This window comes from Campylobacter suis (assembly GCF_905120475.1).
GTDB lineage: Bacteria > Campylobacterota > Campylobacteria > Campylobacterales > Campylobacteraceae > Campylobacter_A > Campylobacter_A suis.
In genome coordinates this window covers 82,802-101,072 of record NZ_CAJHOE010000003.1, presented here as the reverse complement: position 1 = coordinate 101,072, position 18,271 = coordinate 82,802, and the positions used below count along the sequence as shown (strand labels likewise).

At 36.2% G+C, this 18,271-nt stretch carries 20 protein-coding genes and 5 tRNA genes; 1 reads left to right on the top strand and 24 read right to left on the bottom strand.

All coding sequences use genetic code 11. The features are described 5' to 3' along the window. Nucleotides 1-98: 98 nt before the first annotated feature. The 13 genes from rplL to LQV35_RS06715 all read right to left on the bottom strand — a co-directional run bounded on the left by rplL (nucleotide 99) and on the right by LQV35_RS06715 (nucleotide 5,159). On the bottom strand, nucleotides 99-473 hold the full coding sequence (gene rplL, locus LQV35_RS06775) for a 50S ribosomal protein L7/L12 (protein WP_230057116.1): 375 nt from the start codon (nucleotides 471-473) through the stop codon (nucleotides 99-101). 19 nt (nucleotides 474-492) lie between these two features. Then, nucleotides 493-978, bottom strand: a complete 486-nt coding sequence (gene rplJ / locus LQV35_RS06770) for a 50S ribosomal protein L10 (protein WP_230057115.1) — start codon at nucleotides 976-978, stop codon at nucleotides 493-495. A gap of 153 nt (nucleotides 979-1,131) precedes the next feature. After that, nucleotides 1,132-1,833, bottom strand: coding sequence for a 50S ribosomal protein L1 (rplA, locus tag LQV35_RS06765; RefSeq protein WP_230057114.1), 702 nt, complete (start codon nucleotides 1,831-1,833; stop codon nucleotides 1,132-1,134). A gap of 60 nt (nucleotides 1,834-1,893) precedes the next feature. Further along, a complete protein-coding gene (rplK, locus tag LQV35_RS06760; protein ID WP_230057113.1) occupies nucleotides 1,894-2,319 on the bottom strand; it encodes a 50S ribosomal protein L11 in 426 nt (141 codons plus the stop codon). A gap of 11 nt (nucleotides 2,320-2,330) precedes the next feature. After that, a complete protein-coding gene (gene nusG / locus LQV35_RS06755) occupies nucleotides 2,331-2,861 on the bottom strand; it encodes a transcription termination/antitermination protein NusG (RefSeq protein ID WP_230057112.1) in 531 nt (176 codons plus the stop codon). Nucleotides 2,862-2,872: 11 nt separating this feature from the next. After that, nucleotides 2,873-3,052, bottom strand: a complete 180-nt coding sequence (gene secE / locus LQV35_RS06750; RefSeq protein WP_230057111.1) for a preprotein translocase subunit SecE — start codon at nucleotides 3,050-3,052, stop codon at nucleotides 2,873-2,875. Between the two features lie 15 nt (nucleotides 3,053-3,067). After that, nucleotides 3,068-3,143 (bottom strand) — tRNA-Trp (locus LQV35_RS06745). A gap of 17 nt (nucleotides 3,144-3,160) precedes the next feature. Next, a complete protein-coding gene (rpmG, locus tag LQV35_RS06740; protein WP_230057110.1) occupies nucleotides 3,161-3,334 on the bottom strand; it encodes a 50S ribosomal protein L33 in 174 nt (57 codons plus the stop codon). Between the two features lie 61 nt (nucleotides 3,335-3,395). Then, nucleotides 3,396-4,595 carry an elongation factor Tu gene (gene tuf / locus LQV35_RS06735; protein WP_230057109.1) on the bottom strand — a complete coding sequence of 400 codons (1,200 nt, stop codon included), beginning with the start codon at nucleotides 4,593-4,595 and terminating at the stop codon, nucleotides 3,396-3,398. Nucleotides 4,596-4,661: 66 nt separating this feature from the next. Further along, nucleotides 4,662-4,736, bottom strand: a tRNA-Thr gene (locus tag LQV35_RS06730). A gap of 122 nt (nucleotides 4,737-4,858) precedes the next feature. Continuing rightward, nucleotides 4,859-4,935: transfer RNA gene (locus LQV35_RS06725), tRNA-Gly, on the bottom strand. Nucleotides 4,936-4,942: 7 nt separating this feature from the next. Next, nucleotides 4,943-5,027, bottom strand: a tRNA-Tyr gene (locus LQV35_RS06720). A 56-nt stretch (nucleotides 5,028-5,083) separates the two neighbouring features. Then, nucleotides 5,084-5,159: transfer RNA gene (locus LQV35_RS06715), tRNA-Thr, on the bottom strand. Nucleotides 5,160-5,299: 140 nt separating this feature from the next. Between LQV35_RS06715 and LQV35_RS06710 the strand changes: the two genes are divergently transcribed. Continuing rightward, a complete protein-coding gene (locus LQV35_RS06710) occupies nucleotides 5,300-5,521 on the top strand; it encodes a hypothetical protein (RefSeq protein WP_230057108.1) in 222 nt (73 codons plus the stop codon). Here LQV35_RS06710 and LQV35_RS06705 read toward each other — a convergent pair. The 11 genes from LQV35_RS06705 to argF all read right to left on the bottom strand — a co-directional run bounded on the left by LQV35_RS06705 (nucleotide 5,518) and on the right by argF (nucleotide 18,134). Then, complete coding sequence (locus LQV35_RS06705) at nucleotides 5,518-6,150, bottom strand: transglutaminase-like cysteine peptidase (RefSeq protein ID WP_230057107.1); 633 nt, start codon at nucleotides 6,148-6,150, stop codon at nucleotides 5,518-5,520. The two genes, LQV35_RS06710 and LQV35_RS06705, sit on opposite strands and share 4 nt — an antisense overlap. Continuing rightward, on the bottom strand, nucleotides 6,143-6,763 hold the full coding sequence (locus LQV35_RS06700) for a response regulator transcription factor (RefSeq protein ID WP_230057106.1): 621 nt from the start codon (nucleotides 6,761-6,763) through the stop codon (nucleotides 6,143-6,145). The genes LQV35_RS06705 and LQV35_RS06700 overlap by 8 nt, the downstream gene beginning before the upstream one ends. Next, the gene (locus LQV35_RS06695; RefSeq protein WP_230057105.1) at nucleotides 6,760-7,275 is read right to left on the bottom strand and encodes a DUF5416 domain-containing protein; all 516 of its coding nucleotides are present in this window, start codon (nucleotides 7,273-7,275) and stop codon (nucleotides 6,760-6,762) included. The genes LQV35_RS06700 and LQV35_RS06695 overlap by 4 nt, the downstream gene beginning before the upstream one ends. Beyond that, nucleotides 7,275-8,771 carry an HlyD family type I secretion periplasmic adaptor subunit gene (locus LQV35_RS06690; protein ID WP_230057104.1) on the bottom strand — a complete coding sequence of 499 codons (1,497 nt, stop codon included), beginning with the start codon at nucleotides 8,769-8,771 and terminating at the stop codon, nucleotides 7,275-7,277. Before LQV35_RS06690 ends, LQV35_RS06695 begins: the two co-directional genes overlap by 1 nt. 2 nt (nucleotides 8,772-8,773) lie before the next feature. Beyond that, entirely contained in the window at nucleotides 8,774-10,909 is a 2,136-nt protein-coding gene (locus LQV35_RS06685) for a type I secretion system permease/ATPase (RefSeq protein ID WP_230057103.1), read from the bottom strand. A gap of 3 nt (nucleotides 10,910-10,912) precedes the next feature. Continuing rightward, nucleotides 10,913-12,868: a bifunctional diguanylate cyclase/phosphodiesterase gene (locus tag LQV35_RS06680; protein ID WP_230057102.1), complete on the bottom strand. Its 1,956-nt coding sequence runs from the start codon at nucleotides 12,866-12,868 to the stop codon at nucleotides 10,913-10,915. Next, complete coding sequence (locus LQV35_RS06675) at nucleotides 12,865-13,488, bottom strand: transglutaminase-like cysteine peptidase (protein ID WP_230057101.1); 624 nt, start codon at nucleotides 13,486-13,488, stop codon at nucleotides 12,865-12,867. The genes LQV35_RS06680 and LQV35_RS06675 overlap by 4 nt, the downstream gene beginning before the upstream one ends. Nucleotides 13,489-13,535: 47 nt before the next feature. After that, complete coding sequence (locus LQV35_RS06670; protein ID WP_230057100.1) at nucleotides 13,536-15,269, bottom strand: TolC family protein; 1,734 nt, start codon at nucleotides 15,267-15,269, stop codon at nucleotides 13,536-13,538. Between the two features lie 97 nt (nucleotides 15,270-15,366). Next, the gene (hemN, locus tag LQV35_RS06665; RefSeq protein ID WP_230057099.1) at nucleotides 15,367-16,728 is read right to left on the bottom strand and encodes an oxygen-independent coproporphyrinogen III oxidase; all 1,362 of its coding nucleotides are present in this window, start codon (nucleotides 16,726-16,728) and stop codon (nucleotides 15,367-15,369) included. Next, nucleotides 16,721-17,203, bottom strand: a complete 483-nt coding sequence (locus LQV35_RS06660; RefSeq protein WP_230057160.1) for a DUF2603 domain-containing protein — start codon at nucleotides 17,201-17,203, stop codon at nucleotides 16,721-16,723. Before LQV35_RS06660 ends, hemN begins: the two co-directional genes overlap by 8 nt. 4 nt (nucleotides 17,204-17,207) lie before the next feature. Then, a complete protein-coding gene (gene argF / locus LQV35_RS06655; protein ID WP_230057098.1) occupies nucleotides 17,208-18,134 on the bottom strand; it encodes an ornithine carbamoyltransferase in 927 nt (308 codons plus the stop codon). Between the last annotated feature and the right edge of the window lie 137 nt (nucleotides 18,135-18,271).

Below are 18,271 nucleotides of genomic sequence, written 5' to 3'. Positions count from 1 at the left end.
AAGAAAGTATTAAGCTCTTTTTATAAAGAGCGTCTAAATTTAAAAAAGAGAGAGCCTTTGCTCTCTCTTGAATTTTTGATAATTTCGCAAAAACGAAATTATTTAAGTTCGACTTTAGCACCTGCTTCTTCAAGCTCTTTTTTAGCTGCTTCAGCTTCATCTTTACTAACACCTTCTTTAAGAACTGATGGTGTCTGCTCAACTGCGTCTTTAGCCTCTTTAAGACCAAGACCTGTAAGAGCACGAACAACTTTAATAACATTAATCTTCTTATCGCCACCATCAAGTAAAACGATATTAAATTCTGTTTTTTCTTCAGCTGCATCAGCACCGCCACCAGCAACAGCACCAGCTACCATAACAGGAGTAGCACTAACTCCAAATTTCTCTTCAAATTCTTTTACAAGCTCAGAAAGCTCAAGAACTGAAAGGTTAGAAATAAATTCTAATACATCTTCTTTTGTAATTGCCATTTTTTATCCTTCTTTATTTTTATGCAGATTGTTCTTTTTTCTCTTTAAGCGCATTTAATCCAATTGTGAAATTTTGAATTGGCGCATTCCAAACTTGCAAAAGCATTGCAATAAGCTCATCACGACTAGGCATTTTAGATAGAGCTTTAACCTTATCAACACTTGCAACTTGACCATCTATGTGAGCTGTTTTAATTTTAAAGAGCTCAGAATTACTCTCTTCAAATTTTGCAACAACTTTTGTTACAGCCAGCTGATCTTCGCCCCAAACATAAATGTTTGTATCCTTAAGATCCATACCATCTTTTTCAACATTTTTAAGAGCTATGTTTGCTAGTGTATTTTTAACAACTTGAACTTTAACACTTTGTTCGCGAGCTGCATGTCTTAAAGCCTCAAGTTTTTTAACGCTCAAGCCACGATAATCACAAACAACGATAGCTTCAGCAGTCTTAAACTCACCTTCAAGTTTTGCGATGATTTCAGATTTTTCGTTTCGTGTCACTTTTTCTCCTTTCCGACCGGTGATTTCAAGCAGAGAGGGTCGAATCAATTAAGTCAAAAGACCTCGGCTATCTCCAATCTAAGATTAAAATCTAAGTTAAGAAAAACTCACATTTTAATCTTAAAAAAGGGCTGAAATTTCAGCCCATAAATTTTACTTAAGATCCATAACTTCTTGAGTATCTAGAGATATAGATGGACTCATAGTTAAGGCAAGTGCTGCATTTTTCACATATCTACCTTTTGCAGCAGCTGGTTTATGTTTATTTATAGCTTTTATAAAAGCCGAAACATTTTCAGAAAGTTGCTCTTTACTAAAGCTAACTTTACCTAGACCAGCATGAATATTTCCTTGTTTATCGACACGGAAATTTACCTGACCACTTTTTGCATTATTAACAGCTTGAGCTACATCCATTGTAACTGTACCAGTTTTTGGATTTGGCATAAGACCTTTTGGTCCAAGAATTCTAGCCGCTTTACCAAGGATGCCCATAAGATTTGGTGTAGCTATAAGAACATCAAAATTTATAATACCTTTTTGAACATCATCAATAATATCCTCTGCGCCTACCAAGTCAGCACCAGCAGCTTTAGCCTCATCAGCTTTAGCATCTTTTGCTATAACAGCAACACGAACTTTTTTACCAGTTCCGGCTGGCAAAATAACTGAACCGCGAACCATTTGATCCGCATGTCTTGGATCAACATTTAGCTTAAGTGCTATCTCAACAGTCTCATCAAATTTTGCAGAAGCTAATGTTTTAACTGTATCGATAGCCTCTGAAATATTGTAAATTTTCTTATCGTCTACTTTTTTAAGTAGCTCTTGAAATCTTTTTGTAGTTTTTGACATAAATTTCTCCGCATTTAAAGTGCTTCCGCCTTTTGTAGATCAACCTGGCGGTTTAGGCTATTAGTCTATTACTTCGACACCCATTGAACGAGCTGAACCAGCTATGATCTTAGCCGCTTGCTCTTTATCTTTTGTATTTAAGTCAACAATCTTTTTCTCAACAATCTCAAGAACTTGAGCTTTTGTTAATTTGCCAACCTTATTCTTAAGAGGATTATCCGTTCCTTTTGTTATGCCTGCAGCCTTTTTAATAAGGTCAGTCGCAGGTGGTTGTTTTGTAATAAATGTAAAGCTTTTATCAGCATAAACAGTAATAACAACAGGTATATTAAATCCTGCCATATCTTTTGTTTTTTCGTTAAATGCTTTACAAAACTCCATAATATTTACACCCTTTTGTCCAAGTGCTGGGCCAACCGGTGGGCTTGGATTTGCTTTAGCAGCTGCTATATGCAACTTTATTTCGCCTATAACTTTCTTAGCCATAAACTTTCTCCTTAAATTATCTTCTCAACTTGTGAATATAAAATTTCAACTGGAGTACTTCTGCCAAAAATAGAAACATTTAGGCGAAGTTTTCCATGAATCATATCATACTCTTCTACGATACCAGTAAAGTTCGCAAAAGGACCTTCTGTAATACGAACACTCTCTCCATCCTCAAAGTAAATTTTAGGTTTTGGAGCGGCTCTTTTTTCAACCTTCTCTAAAATTGTATTAATATCTTTATCACTTAAAGGTGATGGTTTTTTCGACTCACCTATAAATCTACTTACCTTTGGCAAAGACTGAATTTTGTGCCATAAAGCTGTATCTAAATCAAGGTGAGCAAATGCATATCCTGGATAAAGAGTTCTTTCATTTATCTTTTGTTTTCCGTTTTTTATCTCAATAACATCTTCTGTTGGAACAATAACCTCTTTAAGTTGTTCATCAATACCATGATCTTTAACTAAATTTTCGATTGCTCTTTTAACAGTCATCTCGCTTCCAGCATATGTTTGAATAGCATACCACTTATGTGCCATAACCGAATTCCTTATATCAATTTTGAAAGCGAAAAAGACATAATTGCATCAACTAAAGCTAAAAAAAGCGAAACCACAGTAACTACAATAAAAACGGTGATAAAAGCATTTCTAACTTGTTGCTTTGTTGGAAATATAACCTTGAAAATTTCAAGTTTTGAAAGCTTTATATAGTTTATTATCTTTTCCATATTTTACCTTAATACTGGCAGGGCAAGAGGGATTCGAACCCCCAACCATTGGATTTGGAATCCAGTGCTCTACCGTTGGAGCTATTGCCCTACTGTTTATAGCCTAAATTAACTTTTTAGTTTAACTTCTTTATGAACTGTATGCTTTTTAAGTCTAGGGCAATATTTCTTAAGCTCTAGCTTTTCTGTTGTAGTCTTGCTATTCTTTGTTGTAGTGTAGTTTATGTCACCACTTTCTGAACATTTAAGACCTATCTTAACTCTACTGTTATTTTTTGCCATAAATTTTCCCTTTAAAAAAGGCGGGAAAACATCCCGCCACAAGTCTTATTAAGCTATAATATTATGCTAATATCTTAGAAACAACACCTGAACCAACTGTTCTACCGCCTTCACGGATAGCAAAACGAGTGCCTTCTTCAAGTGCAACTGGAGCTATAAGCTCAACTGAAATTTTTAGGTTATCGCCTGGCATAACCATCTCAGTTCCCTCTGGAAGTGTGATAGAGCCAGTAACATCTGTTGTTCTTACATAAAATTGTGGTCTATAGTTGTTAAAGAATGGAGTATGGCGACCACCTTCCTCTTTGGTTAGGATATAAACCTCACCCTCAAATTTTGTATGAGGAGTGATTGATTTTGGCTTAGCAAGAACCATGCCGCGCTCAACATCTTCTTTCTTTGTTCCACGAAGAAGAACGCCAACATTGTCACCAGCTTCACCTTGATCCATCTCTTTTCTAAACATTTCAACACCAGTAACTGTTGTTGTTTGTGTATCGCGAATACCAACAATCTCAATAGTATCACCAACTTTAACTATACCTTTTTCAATTCTACCAGTTACAACTGTTCCACGACCTGAGATTGAGAAAACATCTTCAATAGGCATAAGAAGATCTTTGTCTGTAGCACGCATTGGAGTTGGTATATAAGCATCAACTTGTGCCATAAGCTCAAGAACTTTTGCTGACCACTCACCGTCTTTACCCTCTTTAGCCTCATTTAGAGCCTGAAGAGCAGAACCAGCAACGATAGGTGTATCATCTCCTGGGAAATCATAAGTGCTTAGAAGTTCGCGAATTTCCATTTCAACTAGCTCAAGAAGCTCAGCATCATCAACCATATCAGCTTTGTTCATGAAAACAACTATATATGGAACGCCAACTTGGCGAGATAGTAGAATGTGCTCTCTTGTTTGTGGCATTGGGCCATCAGCAGCAGAAACAACCAAAATTGCTCCGTCCATCTGAGCAGCACCTGTAATCATGTTTTTAACATAGTCGGCGTGTCCTGGGCAGTCAACATGAGCATAGTGACGATTTTCTGTCTCGTACTCAATGTGTGAAGTTGCAATCGTAATACCACGCTCTTTTTCTTCTGGAGCATTATCGATATTATCGTAGTCTTTCATTTCTGCAAGACCTCTTCTTGAAAGAACAGCAGAAATTGCAGCTGTCAAAGTAGTTTTACCATGGTCAACGTGACCGATAGTACCAATGTTTACGTGTGGCTTATTGCGTGAAAATTTTTCTTTAGCCATCTTGTCCTCCATTAATAATATGAATATCGAAACTAAATTTGTATCATCTTAAAATATCGTATAACCTGGAGCTCATAGCGGGACTTGAACCCGCGACCTCTTCCTTACCAAGGAAGTGCTCTACCTCTGAGCCATATGAGCGTTAAAACGCTTGTCAGAGACGATAAATTTAACAATAACAAATCAACTACAAATGGAATAAACTTTAGAAGCAAATAAAAATAAAATCTTACAGCTCCCAGTTTAAATATCCATTATTCTCTTGGAGCGGGAAACGGGACTCGAACCCGCGACCCTCAGCTTGGAAGGCTGATGCTCTAGCCAACTGAGCTACTCCCGCAGTAGCATGGTGGTGAGACGTGGATTCGAACCACGGAAGACATAGTCAGCAGATTTACAGTCTGCCCTCGTTGGCCGCTTGAGTATCTCACCTTATTAATAAAAATAAATGCTCGCTAGGTATTTCTGGTCAAACACTGTTATAAAAATGGAGCTGGTGAACGGAATCGAACCGCCGACCTACTGCTTACAAGGCAGTAGCTCTACCATCTGAGCTACACCAGCATCCGTCAATTAGTGAAGTGGGAATTATATCTCAAAACAAAATAAAAGTCAAGGGTTTTTGGAAAATTTTTTCAAAAGTTCAGTTTAAATTGTCTTTAACTCTAAAAATCATATAATATAAAAAATTTAAAAGGTTAAAAATGCAATACCTACCCTGGATAATAATACTTATACTTATATATGCTATTTATTTTTTAATGATAAAATATGAAAAAAGGATAAATGTACTTGGCAAACTTGTTGAGAAAAATCGTGCTGATATCAAAGAAAACAGAAAAATGATTGAAAAAAATAAAGAGGAAATTCAGATTAATAAAGAAAATATAAATGTAAATTTATCAAACAAAAATAGTGAAAACTAACGCTTCCAAAAATTCTCTCTTTTCTCTTTTTCAATTAGTTTTTCATAAGCTTCTATCCTAATATTTAGTGGCTCTAAACTTTTGCCATCTTTTGCAATTTTATAGTATTTTTCATCTTTTAAACAGTATTTTGGCTCAAGATCATAGCGATTAGAAAGTGGCAGAACTTTAAAACTAAGATTATCTAATATCAACGGCTCTTTTTTGAGATTTTCCCAAAGCGCTAAGACCATATGATAGCCACCGGAAAATTTCTCTTTTACTACAAGCAAGCAGTGATCGTTTGTAATGCCAAGATCTTTTAAGCTCTCTTTTTTGCTTATAGCATACTCTTCACAATCTCCTCCGCCAGTTTGCAAAAACTGAGCCCTTGTGCTCCAAATATCGATATTGGTATTATAAAAATCATCGTATCGTGGCATCATAGTGTTAATATAATCATTTACAAGTTCGACCTTGCGAGTAAAATTCTCACTTTTAATCTTGTTCATAAAATTTTCATAGTGTTTTAAAATATTTTTACATCGCTCATCATTTTTACAAGCGTTTAGGGTTGATGAAGAGAGTACATACTCTTTAGCAAAAAGAGCATGAGAAAAAAGCAAGATACCTAAAATAATTTTAAGCATCTTGTTGTTGCATAGCAAGAACCAGACCTACCCTGTCTTTCACACCAGCTTTTGCGTATATAGATACTGCGTGCGCTTTTACAGTGCGTAAAGTAATGCCTGAAAGATCTGAAATTTCTTGATTTGTATGTCCTTTATAAATCAGTTCGGCAACCTCTTTTTCTCGTGGTGTTAGCTCTGCTAATATATCATTTTTTACGCCAGTTGTAGCGGTAGTCGTAAGTTCACCAATCATTTGTTGGATAAACTCCGGATATAGCCATACATTTCCATCTGCAATCGCCTTTATGGCATCACCAAAGTGTATCTCTTGCATATGAGAGTTTGCATATCCTTTTACTCCATAAGCTAAAAGTAGTTTTCCATATGCAAAATTTGGCTCATTTGCAAGGATTAAAATCCTAGCCCCAGAGCATGTCGCTAAAATTTCTTTTATAAACTTTTGTGGATCAGCTAATGCGCCTATATCGATACCTACAATAATCTCTTTATTTTTTTTAATCTCACTTAAAAGCTCAGCTTCAGTTTTTACGATATTTGATAGCTTTTTTATCTTATAACTCTTCCATAAGTTTTTTAGTGAATTATTATTTGTACATAACACTACATTCATCTTGTATTCCTATCTTGTGATGTGTAAATTTTATCATAAACTAAACTTCCATTTATATATACAAAAATTTTCTTCTCTTTGTATATTTCGTTAGCACGACATTTTAAAGCTAAACTCTGCAAAAAGTCATGTGCGGCACTATCCTTGCCCAAATTTATGCTCACCTCTATGCTATCATCCGTAATAGAGTATCTATATGGACTACTTAAAAAAGTAGTATCAAATACTAAATTATCGCTATTTTCATCATAGCCTTGTATTAAAATTTTTAAAGTTTCAATCTCCTTGGCATATTGTATCTCGATACCAAATTTAATTATTATATCATAAATTTGTTCATTTACCAAAAGATCATCAAACTTTTTCGTTATATCTTTAAAATAAAGCTCGCTAACGCTTGTATCAACTATATCTGAAATTTCATCATCACTGATAAACATAAGTCCACTATCGCCAGCTTTTGTGATTTTGTAATCACTAAAATTTTTATCATACCTTATGCAAAGTCCCACTATCTCTCCGTTAAAGCATTATTTTTTGCTTTAAATATAGGCTTAAGGATATAATCAAGTATCGTTTTTTTACCAGTTATAATGTCTGCACTAACTATCATACCAACGATAATATGCAAAGGCTTTTCTTCTGTTCCTAGGTAATTTTTCTCAGTTTCTACACGAACCAAGTAGTAGCTCTCACCAGTCTTTTCATTTGTCTCAGTATCAGCACTTATCTGAGTAACTTTGCCTTTTAGTCCGCCATAAATACTAAAATCATAAGCTGTAAATTTTACCATCGCTTCGAGGTTTGGTCTTAAAAACGCAACATCGGCTGGCTTTACCTTTATCTCAGCAACAAGCTTATCTTCTAGTGGAACTATCTCCGCTATATTTTCACCAGGCTTAATAACGCCTGAGACGGTATTTACTATAAGCTTACTTACTATGCCACTTACTGGTGCACGCACAAAAGTTCTTTCCACTCTATCACTTAGATTTATCTGAGACTCATTTATGCGGGCAAGCTCAGCTGAAACTTCGCTAAGCTCTTTTCTGGCTGTACTTTCAAATGTTGCTTTAGCTTCGCTCTTTTTATTTTCAACCTCTTTCATCGTTGATTCAACTCTTGGCACAGAAAGCCTTGCTGCATCAAGCTCGCCTTTTAAGTCGCTTAGCTTTCTTTGAAGTTGTAAAAATTCTATCTCGCTTACAAGCCCTTTTCTAAACAATGGCTCCATAATATCGCGCTCTTTTACAGCAAGTCCATAACTTGTTTGAGTCTGAGAAATTTTATTTCTAAGCTCATTAAGCTCGCTTTGCCTTTGGCGATACTGCTCGTTTAAGACCTGAATTTGCTCATTTAAACGAGATATATTTGAGTTGTAAAGCCCTATTTCGTATGAGATAGCTCTTGTGTTATTTAAATCTTTTAGCATATCATAGGTAAATTCCTTGCCAGTTGCCTCAGCCTCTAGTCTTAGCTTTTTAGCTTGAAGTTCATCAAGCCTAATCTGTGACTCGCCATAGCTACTTGAGAAATTTTTATTATCGATCTTTAAAATTATCTGATCTTTTTCTACCTTATCCCCCTCTTTTACAAAAATTTGCTCAACTATACCGCCTTCAAGGTTTTGGACAGCTTGATTTTTACCCGATGGAATAATCTTACCATCACCCCTAGTTATCTCGTCTATTTCAGCCTGAGAAGCCCAAGCAACAAGCCAAACTACGGTTATTAAGACAGCATAAAGCACTTTTCTTGAATTTGATGGAGCCTTTGCTAAAACAGCTTCTGAAAGGCTTGACATAAACCTAATATCATAAGCATCGTAATTTTTCTTTTGTATGCTCTCTCTTATGCTTTTTGCACTATCAAAAGTTTCGCTACTTATCGCATCTTGCGTCTGTATATCTATATGCTCTTTTTGCTGGACTACATCATCTGAAACTTCGGTAGTTTCTTCGATATTTTGTGATTGTAAATTTTCTTTTTCTATTTTATCTTCTTGCATTGTTATTTCCCACTAAGTTTTGCCAGGACTTCATCTCTTGGTCCATCAAGTAAAATTTTGCCCGCATCAACGACGATAAGCCTATCTACAAGCTCAAGAAGCGATGTTTTGTGTGTAACAAGCAACATCGTTTTATCAACAAGATTTGCTTTTAAATTTCCTTTTAGCTTATTTTCAACAGTGTTATCTAGTGAGTTTGTTGGTTCATCAAGTAACACTATCGGACTATCAAGCAAAAATGCACGAGCAAGCGCTATACTTTGACGCTGTCCGCCACTAATACCATCGCCACGCTCTAAAACTGGCATATCAAAACCAAGCGGGTGGGCATTTACATATTCATCAACACCACTTATTTTAGCTGCTTTTATAATTTGCATATCATCAGCATAAGGCGCTTTTTGAACGATATTTTCGCGAACAGTTCCTTTAAATAGCAAAATATCTTGCGGGACATAACCTATATTGCGTCTAAGATCGGCTGGGTCTATTTGATTAATATCTATGCCATCTATCAACACTGCGCCTTCAGTTGGGGCATAAAGACCTAAGATAAGCTTTTGTATCGTTGTTTTTCCCGAACCATTTCGTCCGATAATGCCCACCTTCTCGCCCGCATTTATCACAAAATTTATCCTATCGAGTGAACCTTTTGTGGTATCAGGATATGTGAAACTAACATTTTTAAATTCTATTTTACCATCAAACGAATTTCTACGGACAAATTTCTTTCCTTCTGGTCGCTCTACTGGCATATTCATGATCTTATTAACACTCTCATATGCTGCTTTTGTTTGTTCAAAATTTGCAATTAAAGCAGCAACTTGACCCATTGGGGCTATCGCACGAGAGCTTAACATAACAACGGCTATAAGCGCACCCATAGTTAAGTGCGTCTCTTTTATCATATACACACCAGTAACGATAATAGCTATCGTATTTAACTGAACCAAAAATGCCGTTATGGTCGCAATAGATGTTGTTATCATCTTTGATTTTATACTCCGGTTTGCAATCTCTCCAGTAGCTTCCTCCCAGTTCCACTGAACATGTCCGCTGGCGCCAAGAGTTTTTATAGTCTCAAGAGCATTTAGACTCTCAATCAAAATTCCACTCTTTGCCGCAGATGCTTCAAATGTACTTTTGATAGCCTTTTGAAGAGGATCTTTTATAGAAAATGTATAAATTAAAATTATCGCTATAATAACCACAGGAACTACCACAAGATAGCTTCCAATAAAATATACAACTATCAAAAATATAACTGCAAATGGTAGATCGACAATGGCAACGAGCGAAGCCGATGAGAAGAAATTTTTGATAGTATCAAACTCTTTCATATTGTTAGCAAATGAGCCCACTGACTTTGGTCTGTTGTTAAATTTCATATCCATAACACGCTCAAATATAAGCGAACTCATGATAATATCGCTCTTTTTACCAGCAACTTCAAGAAAATATGAGCGTATAAATTTTAAAAACAAGTCTATTAAATAAACCATGCCAACACCAAGAGCCAAAACCCAAAGCGTCTCAACAGCATTATTTGGAACGACGCGGTCATACACATTCATTGTAAAGAGCGGGCTTGCAAGCACAAAAAGGCTGATAATAAAGCTAGCAAGTAAAACATCTGCATAAATTTTACGAGAACGCTTTAGCGTACCCCAAAACCAGTGCTCATTTCCTGTGTCAATCAAATGCGATGAGCTACTGTCTTCTGGGACAAATTCACGCTTTAAGTAGTATGAATACCCTAAATATTCCTCTTTTAAAGTATCCACATCAACCACACTCGCCCCACTTCCAACCTCTGGCGATATAACGGTCGCACTCTTTTTATCAGAGCTTATCTTTTGAAGTATGCACGCACGCTTACCACGAAGCATAAGAATGCACGGCAACACAAGTGGCGAAATTTCCTCTATATTTTTTCTAACAAGGGTCGAGGCAAAACCAGCACGAGCTGCAGCACGGCTAAAGAGCGACTTTGAGCTACTAAGAGAAAACAGCTCAACATCTTCGCCATCTTTTACTGGAAGTCCTACAGTTAGGGCGTCTGCACTATAAGGGTTATTATGAAGTTTGGTAAAGATAACCAAACATTCTAAAAGTTGATCTTGTTTTTTTGTACTCATTTATTATCCAATATTTTTAGTATCATCTATATAAATTCCTTGCATAATTGTTATACCTAGGTCAAGTAGTTTTTGCTTTTGCTCCTCATTTTCAACTCCGATAGCAATAATCTTCATTCCTTTTGACTGGGCTATAACTTCAAGCGACTTTTTGGTATGTTCACCTTCACTACCGCTTAAAAAGTCAATGATATTTCCAGCTTGTATCTTGATATATTCTGGGTTAATATCTTGTAGCTTTGCCATACTTTTTTCACTAAAGTCAAAATGATCAAGCCCAAGTCCAAAGTAAAATTTATGCAACTTACTAACAAGACCCATGATAGCCTGCGAGCTAATATCATCTTTATTTGGAACTTCCACATAAATTTTCTGTCTTGCGTGCATTGAAATTTGCTTAAGTGCTTGCTCTAGCTTAAGCTCACGGGCAGGCTCAGCCAAAAGCGTCTCTTTACTTAAATTTATAGCTATTGGAGTATCTGGAAGCTCGCCTTTTGCAAGCATATTTGCAACGCGATTAAGTATATAAATATCAAGATCTACACTGATATTTAGCTCATTTACCATTGGCATAAAATATGACGCCATCTGCCACTTTCCGCTCTCATCAACAAAACGCAAGAATAACTCATGCTGGATAAATTTATCATCTCCATCAGTAACTTTTTGGGCAGCAAATTTAAACCTATCTTCATTCATAGCTTTGTTAATCAGCTCTTTATACTGCTCCCTACCAAGTATCATTGTATTTTTACTCTCTTGATAAATTTTATAACCAAAATTTTCACCAAGTCTTGCATTAGCAAGCGTAACATCAGCCGTAGTAAGAAGTGTTTTTAAGCTACTTTCGCTACTATAATCCACAAGTGCTGTGTGCACTAAACACTCTTCGCTTTCAGTGGTAGTATTTTTAGCAAAAATCTCTTTTATATCATCTAAGCTATTTTTGGCAAAATCTTCTAAGCTAAAAGAGGCAACATTGGGAACGATAATAGCAAAGTCATTATCATTTAGCCTTGCTAAAACGGTTGAGTGCTTGAGTGCTTGAGTTTGAGAATTTATAGAGTCTGAAATTTCGATACAGAGTTTTCTCCAGCTTTCAAAACCAAGGGTATTTTTAAGCGCCGTAAGCTCTTTTAAGCTGATTACAATCAAAGAGCCACTAGAATACTCCTCGCTTCCTAAAAATTCACTTATCTTTGTTTGGAAATATCGTCTATTAAATAGTCCAGTCATACCATCTTTATAAAGAAGCTCTTGGTATTTATTAAGTGTTTGAGACTCTCTATCAAAGATATCTTTTACCCTTCCAACCATGGTATTCATCGCCATAACCATCTGTTTTAGATCAACAGTAAAAGGTAGTTTGTTTTGTATAATAAATTTATTATCAAGTATCGCTTCGGCTTGTTTTTGGATGCTTTTTAGCGGAGAAAAGAGTGCCTGTAAGCCAAATAGTGTAAATACAAAAGCTACACCAAATATAGTAAGCAATGTATAAATGATATTTTTTAAGCTTGTATAAAGCTCCTGATATGCTAAACCTGTACTACTTTGAACATAAAGCGTTCCAAATTTACTCCACCCGGCCATAACTTCAGATTCTGCCACAGGCGCGTCAAGCTTAACTAGGTTAATAAACCAAGATGGGACGCCATAAACATTTAGCGGCTGTTTGTTCTCAACCAAAACATTTCCGTCTATATCTTTTAAGCTAATCTCTTGATAATAACCACTATCAAACATAGAATTTACCATAACCTCTACCATAGAAAGATCGTTTGGATCAATTACTGGCTTAATAGAAAGTCCAAGTGAATTTGCTGTATGGCGAGCATTTGTGCCAAGCTGTGTTTCAATATAATTGCCAAGACTTTTAAAATTTAAAAACCCAACTGAAACAAAAACAACAATACTAAAAGTAATGATAGCAAAAATTATCTGTTTAAAAAGTGTCATAGTCCCTCTTTTTTCATTTTATCAACCAGCTCTAGCCATTTTGGATTTTTCTTATTTCCACCTGGAACAGCCTGTCCTAATCCTTCTTGTTTTGCCAAAAACAACGAATCACCGTTAAAACTATAAACTGGCGCTAAGTCAGTTCTTTGAGTTGCTGGTTTGATATTTCCGTTAATGTTGTCCAAAACAAGAGGGATTGATTTTGATGTTTCATAGTATGATAATACCATGTGAGCTTGATTGTATTTTAGCGCCTTTACATAGGTAAAATACATCTTACTTGTAGATACTCCAAGTTGTTTGAGAGTAAAGTATTTGGCTATAACATAGTCCTCGCAGTCGCCAGCGCCTTTACCGATAAATTCAGTCCTAGTTGCCCAATAATCTTTTTGACCCCAAACACTCAAATCATCCGCCCATCTAAACGAGTTAAAAAAGTCATTAACCCTAGTAAGCTTATCTCTCTCGCTCGCATTTGCGATAGAGTTCATCATAGAATTTAATGCCACAGCTCTTCTTCTAGCGGCATCCCCATAGCTTTTTTCAAGCTGAGTTAGTATATGCGACGCAATATAATCTTGCGCATGCAATGCCAATATAAACAAAAAGGCGGCTGACATCACCGCCCATGATAAAAATTTGACCTTACTCAGGGTCATATTTTAACTTATCTTAAGTCGTTTTCTATAGAGCACGCACCCTGAATATACTTTCTACCAAAACCTGGCTCAAAGCTATCAGATAGCATACCCATATTATCAAGCATTCTATACTGAGCATAGCGGATAGCTACTTCAGTATTTAGAATTTCTTTTAGTGCTGTGTTGTATTCAGTCTCAGCATCAAGCAAGTTTATAAGGTCACGGCGACCTATTCTAAACTCATCTTGATATGAGTCAAGCGTAGCTTTAGCATACTCAACATGCTCATTTAAATAAGCCATTTTCTTTTGCTCTAAGTTGTAGTTTTGCCATGTAAATTTAAGGCTCTCTTTAAGGTCTCTTGTTAAAACATCAAGTGTTTGTTGCTCTTGTGAAGTAGCTAGCTGGCTCTTTTCTTTGTCTAGCTTATCGATGCCTTTGTTATAAAGGTTATATCTTAGTCTTAAAAGTGTATCAAATGCCTTATCTTCATAGTTATCGTATAAAACCGTAGAGTGATCATATCTACCAGAAACTTCTAGATCAAGTTTTGGTAAGAATGGGGCATTTTTTTCCTTAATAACAGATTCAGCCATCGCTATATTTGCTCTTTGCACTAACAATGCTGGGTTACACATTAAAGCCTTATCTTGTAGTTCCATTTCGCTATTTGGCAACGGAAGGTTAAAATCAGGCATTACAAGAGAATCTGCATCAACTTTTTGTCCATAGAGCTTTTCAAAAGTCGTAATCGCATCTTCGTAGTTATTTTGTGCTGCGATCAAATTTGACTGTGCCAGTGTATAGCGAGAACCGGCCTGTCTCTCTTCTGATGCTACACCAAAGCCTGAAGCCGCACGGTCTTTGATTTGATTATAAATTCTCTCATGCGATGCTACAGTCTCAGTTTCTATATCTACTATCTTTTTGGTATGAAGTAGCTCAAGATAGGCATTTGCAAGTTGTAATATAAGTCTATCAGCAGTTTGGTTTATAGTATAAGCTGCTGAGTCAAGGCGCGCACTTTGTGAATTTATACGGTTTTTATCAGCACCGCCATTATATAAATTTTCAACCAAAGTAAGACTGGCATTTGAGATTCTACCGTCTCCGCTTCTTCTTGGTTGTCTAAAACCATCGTCTTGCGCTCTTCTTTCATAGCCAACTGACCCCTGAAGATCAAGTGTCGGGTAATAAGCATTCTTTGCTATCTTAAGGTCTTTTCCTACTTGAAAATAACTATACTCTGACTCTTTTATTTTTGGGTTTTCAGCTAGAACTTTTTGTGCTGCTTCTCTAATTGTTAAAATTCCAGACACCGCAGGCTCTTGAACTTCTGCAGTTTGTGCAACTGGTTCCATTGTTGGGGTCTGCATACTTTCTTGTGCTACTACTGGAGTATCAACTTTAGTAGTTTGTGTGACTGGATTTGTGCCGACTTTTGGTTTTACAAAAATATCATTATACCCCGTAGCCTGTTTAACTTCTGCAGCCAAAGCATCAGCTTGAGCTCTTGAAGCTGGTTTAGTATCAACATAAAGTACCTTTTGTTGAGCGTCTGTTATGTAGCTGTCGACAACATCAAATTTTGCACTATCGCCAACCTTTGCCTTAATGGTGCTTGCTAGTCTTTCTATAACGGCCTCATCCCTGTTTCCACCAAACATGCCAACATATATCCTATATATGCTATCTTCAGCGTTAGCCATAGTTGCTATACCTATCGCTGCAAACAGACTCGCTGATACTACTTTTTTCATAACAAAATCCTTTTCCTTTTAGATTAGTTTTATTTAACTTTTATGCGATTATATAATATTTTTTAAAAAAAGTAAATGTTTTTAAAAAAAAAACGACTTATATTGTCTTAGAAAAGCTATTTTTACTATCTTTAAATTTTACCATATACTCATCAAAACACATAGCTATATTGCGTATAAGCATAGCACCCGTTTGATTTACCTGTATTTTAGTATCGTTTATATCGACAAATTCGCTAAAAACTTTAGCTTCTTCTAGCTCATTTTTAAAATGTTGTTTGAAATTGATAGCAAATTTTGCTTCTATATCTGATATATCAAGAGCAAAATTGCTCATCAAATTCATTATAACTTCTTTTCGCAATAAATCTTCATCATTTAAAAGCACTCCGCGAGAGTAAGGCAACAACCCACTATCAATAGCCTTTTCATACTCGTCCATATCCTTGTGATTTTGTGCATAATGTCTAACACACTCGCCGATACTCGTTACTCCTATACCTATTAAATCAGCCCCGCCCTTTGTCGTGTATCCTTGAAAATTCCTATGCAAAGTCCCATTTGCAAGGGCTGCAAAAAGTTCATCATCTGGCTTTGCAAAGTGATCCATACCGATCATTTTATAGCCATTTTGAGTAAAAAACTCTATCGTGTATTTTAAAATTTCAAGCTTAGTGCGCGGAGTTGGTAGCGTAGTTTCATCAAATTTTCGCATTGATTTTTTTATCCAAGGCACATGAGCGTAGTTAAACACAGCCAAACGATCTGGATTTAGCGTAAGAGCCTTATCTAGCGTAGTTTGAAAGCTTTGAAGTGTTTGATAAGGAAGTCCATAGATAAGATCCATATTGATTGAGTTTATGCCGTATTTCAGGGCTAAATTTACTGCATTTTGAGTTATTTCATAGGGTTGGATTCTATGTATCTCTTTTTGTACTTTTTCGTTAAAGTCCTGCACACCAAAACTAACCCTATTAAAGCCATGTGAAGTTAGGACTTTTATCTGATCCTCGTTTAAAAACCTAGGGTCAATCTCGCACGAAATTTCAGCCTCAGGACTAAAATTTTTAAACTTCGCTTTTATGAGCTTTATAATCTGATCAAGCTGAGAAGCGTTGTAAAATGTCGGTGTCCCGCCACCAAAATGAAGCTGTAAAACAGGAGCACTACAATCAAGATGGGTAGATAAAATTTCAAGCTCTTTTGCGATATAATCGATATATCTCTCCTTTTTATCCTCTTTGCTTGTATAAATAACATTGCAACCGCAAAAATAACAGGCAGAGCGACAAAAAGGCAGGTGCAAATAAAGTGAAAGTGGGCGAGATTTATCTCTATTTTTTAACTCATTAACATAGCTTTCATAGCTAAAATTTTGGCTAAACTCTAAGGCGGTTGGATAGCTTGTGTATCTTGGTCCGGGGCGTGAGTATTTCACATAGGCGTCAAAGTCAATCATTTCTTGCTCTCCTTAATTTCATTATCTCTTTCATATCCACAAACAAATTTGGGTGCTCTTTTTTGATACCCTTTAAAAGTTTTTCAAGATCAACGCCAAATTCATGCTCATTATTTTGCCTTGAAATCTTTTTGACCTCATCCATCGCCACAGCCCAAACATCAGCAAAATCAATCGGAACATTTTGCCATATTGTCTTTTCAAGTCGTAAGTCAAAATTCTCTTTTTGTGTGTGTTTCAGGGCTTCAAGTAATGTCATTAGCGATTTGACCGACACCATAGTGTGTAAATTTTGTTTCTCATCTATACCAAACCAAGGCTCAGCCCCATCCCAAGAGCCGCTTTTTAGGCTTAAACAGCGCTCATTTGGGCTATTTGCTGGAACTATCTCAAATATCGTTCTCTCATCATCTCCAAATCCAAGCGATGCGCTTATCTCATCGATCTGCTCGTATGTGCTTTTTTTCTTACTCATATGTTCACTTTCTCTTCGTATCAAGCCAGACCATTATCGCCTTTTGAGCGTGTAAGCGATTTTCTGCCTCATCAAAAATTTCATCAGCATGAGCCTCAAACACATCTTCACTAACCTCATATCCACGATAAGCAGGCAAGCAATGCAAAAATATCGCATCCTTTTTTGCTAGACTCATCAAATTTTCATCCACACAAAAACCAGCAAAGTCTTTTATGCGTTGCTCTTTTTGGCTTTCTTGCCCCATAGAAATCCAAGTATCAGTCGTTACCACTATTGCCTCTTTAACCGCCTCTTTTGGATCATTTGTGATGATGATTTTAGCCCCTGAGCTCTCAGTGTTTTTCATTGCACGAGCCAAAATTTTGCCATCCACCTCATAGCCCTTTGGCGTGGCGATTTTTAGCTCAAAACCAAGCTTAGATGCAAGCATGAGCCATGAGTGAGTTATATTGTTGCCATCGCCCACATAAGCCACACTCATATTTGCTACCTCCAATCCATGCTCTAACACCGTCATAAGGTCCGCCATAAGCTGAACTGGATGAAATTTATCACTTAGTCCGTTTATAACTGGCACAGATGAAAATTTAGCAAATTCGCTTAATGTATCGTGGCTATTTACGCGAGCCATCACCATATCACACATCCTGCTAATCACCCTTGCCGTGTCTTTTATCGGCTCTCCGCGACCGATTTGTATATCATTTTTTGATAAAAACATAGCCATTCCGCCAAGCTCATACATTCCAACTTCAAAGCTCACACGCGTTCTAGTCGAGCTTTTTTCAAATATCATCGCTAGTTTTTGATCTTTTAGATATGGTTTAAAATTTCTTTCTTTTGCCTCTTTTTTTATCTTAAATGCAAGGCTAATAATCTCATTTATTTCGTCCCTAGTAAAATCATCAAGTGTTAAAAAATGCCGCATTTTTACTCCCAAATTTTCAAATTTCTTAAAAAAGTAAGGCAAAGTATCACAAAGCAAATTTCGTTGTTTTTAAATAAATTTAGCACAAATAGCTTGTAAAAACTAAATTTTATAAAAACAAAATTTACCAGTCAAAC

What these genes read in the sequence shown, in the direction of transcription:
- rplL (WP_230057116.1), bottom strand. Translation starts at nt 473, where the DNA reads ATGGCAATTACAAAAGAAGATGTATTAGAATTTATTTCTAACCTTTCA.
- rplA (WP_230057114.1), bottom strand. Translation starts at nt 1,833, where the DNA reads ATGTCAAAAACTACAAAAAGATTTCAAGAGCTACTTAAAAAAGTAGAC.
- rplK (WP_230057113.1), bottom strand. Translation starts at nt 2,319, where the DNA reads ATGGCTAAGAAAGTTATAGGCGAAATAAAGTTGCATATAGCAGCTGCT.
- nusG (WP_230057112.1), bottom strand. Translation starts at nt 2,861, where the DNA reads ATGGCACATAAGTGGTATGCTATTCAAACATATGCTGGAAGCGAGATG.
- secE (WP_230057111.1), bottom strand. Translation starts at nt 3,052, where the DNA reads ATGGAAAAGATAATAAACTATATAAAGCTTTCAAAACTTGAAATTTTC.
- rpmG (WP_230057110.1), bottom strand. Translation starts at nt 3,334, where the DNA reads ATGGCAAAAAATAACAGTAGAGTTAAGATAGGTCTTAAATGTTCAGAA.
- tuf (WP_230057109.1), bottom strand. Translation starts at nt 4,595, where the DNA reads ATGGCTAAAGAAAAATTTTCACGCAATAAGCCACACGTAAACATTGGT.
- LQV35_RS06710 (WP_230057108.1), top strand. Translation starts at nt 5,300, where the DNA reads ATGCAATACCTACCCTGGATAATAATACTTATACTTATATATGCTATT.
- LQV35_RS06705 (WP_230057107.1), bottom strand. Translation starts at nt 6,150, where the DNA reads ATGCTTAAAATTATTTTAGGTATCTTGCTTTTTTCTCATGCTCTTTTT.
- LQV35_RS06700 (WP_230057106.1), bottom strand. Translation starts at nt 6,763, where the DNA reads ATGAATGTAGTGTTATGTACAAATAATAATTCACTAAAAAACTTATGG.
- LQV35_RS06690 (WP_230057104.1), bottom strand. Translation starts at nt 8,771, where the DNA reads ATGCAAGAAGATAAAATAGAAAAAGAAAATTTACAATCACAAAATATC.
- LQV35_RS06685 (WP_230057103.1), bottom strand. Translation starts at nt 10,909, where the DNA reads ATGAGTACAAAAAAACAAGATCAACTTTTAGAATGTTTGGTTATCTTT.
- LQV35_RS06680 (WP_230057102.1), bottom strand. Translation starts at nt 12,868, where the DNA reads ATGACACTTTTTAAACAGATAATTTTTGCTATCATTACTTTTAGTATT.
- LQV35_RS06675 (WP_230057101.1), bottom strand. Translation starts at nt 13,488, where the DNA reads ATGTCAGCCGCCTTTTTGTTTATATTGGCATTGCATGCGCAAGATTAT.
- LQV35_RS06670 (WP_230057100.1), bottom strand. Translation starts at nt 15,269, where the DNA reads ATGAAAAAAGTAGTATCAGCGAGTCTGTTTGCAGCGATAGGTATAGCA.
- hemN (WP_230057099.1), bottom strand. Translation starts at nt 16,728, where the DNA reads ATGATTGACTTTGACGCCTATGTGAAATACTCACGCCCCGGACCAAGA.
- LQV35_RS06660 (WP_230057160.1), bottom strand. Translation starts at nt 17,203, where the DNA reads ATGAGTAAGAAAAAAAGCACATACGAGCAGATCGATGAGATAAGCGCA.
- argF (WP_230057098.1), bottom strand. Translation starts at nt 18,134, where the DNA reads ATGCGGCATTTTTTAACACTTGATGATTTTACTAGGGACGAAATAAAT.